1 protein-coding gene is annotated in these 372 nt (G+C 60.2%); it reads right to left on the reverse strand.

Features of this window, described 5'->3' with window-relative positions; genetic code table 11:
- Positions 1 to 372, reverse strand: a 372-nt coding sequence (locus K7H22_RS19990; protein ID WP_230802560.1) for a type II toxin-antitoxin system YhaV family toxin, incomplete at both ends; no start/stop codon positions are given.

Here is a 372-nt window from a genome sequence, read left to right on the forward strand (position 1 = left end):
GCATCCCTTTGAACGTCGCATAGGCATCCGTCTTGCTGCCGTAGGCGCGCAGGGTCTTGTCGTCATTCACCCATGCCACCACGATGACCTTCGCATCGCTGTTGAAGCGGTAGAACAACCGATACTGCTGGAAGAATTTCGCCCGGAACCAGTGCTTGCGGTGGTCGCCGAGTGTGCCGCCTTGCCGGAAGGCTGCGGCACCCGGATCTGCCGGTATGGCCTCGGTCACCAGCTTGAAGATGGCGGCCAGCCGTTTCGTGGAATTTTTCTTGCGCCAGGTCTTGGGATCGCGTGCCTTACGCGCCTCGACCTCCAGGGTCAGCCCTTCGAGCTGGTCCAGAAAGAGCGGATGCGCATAAATCGACCATCCGT

The sequence above is a fragment of the Seohaeicola saemankumensis genome, assembly GCF_021021435.1.
GTDB lineage: Bacteria > Pseudomonadota > Alphaproteobacteria > Rhodobacterales > Rhodobacteraceae > Seohaeicola.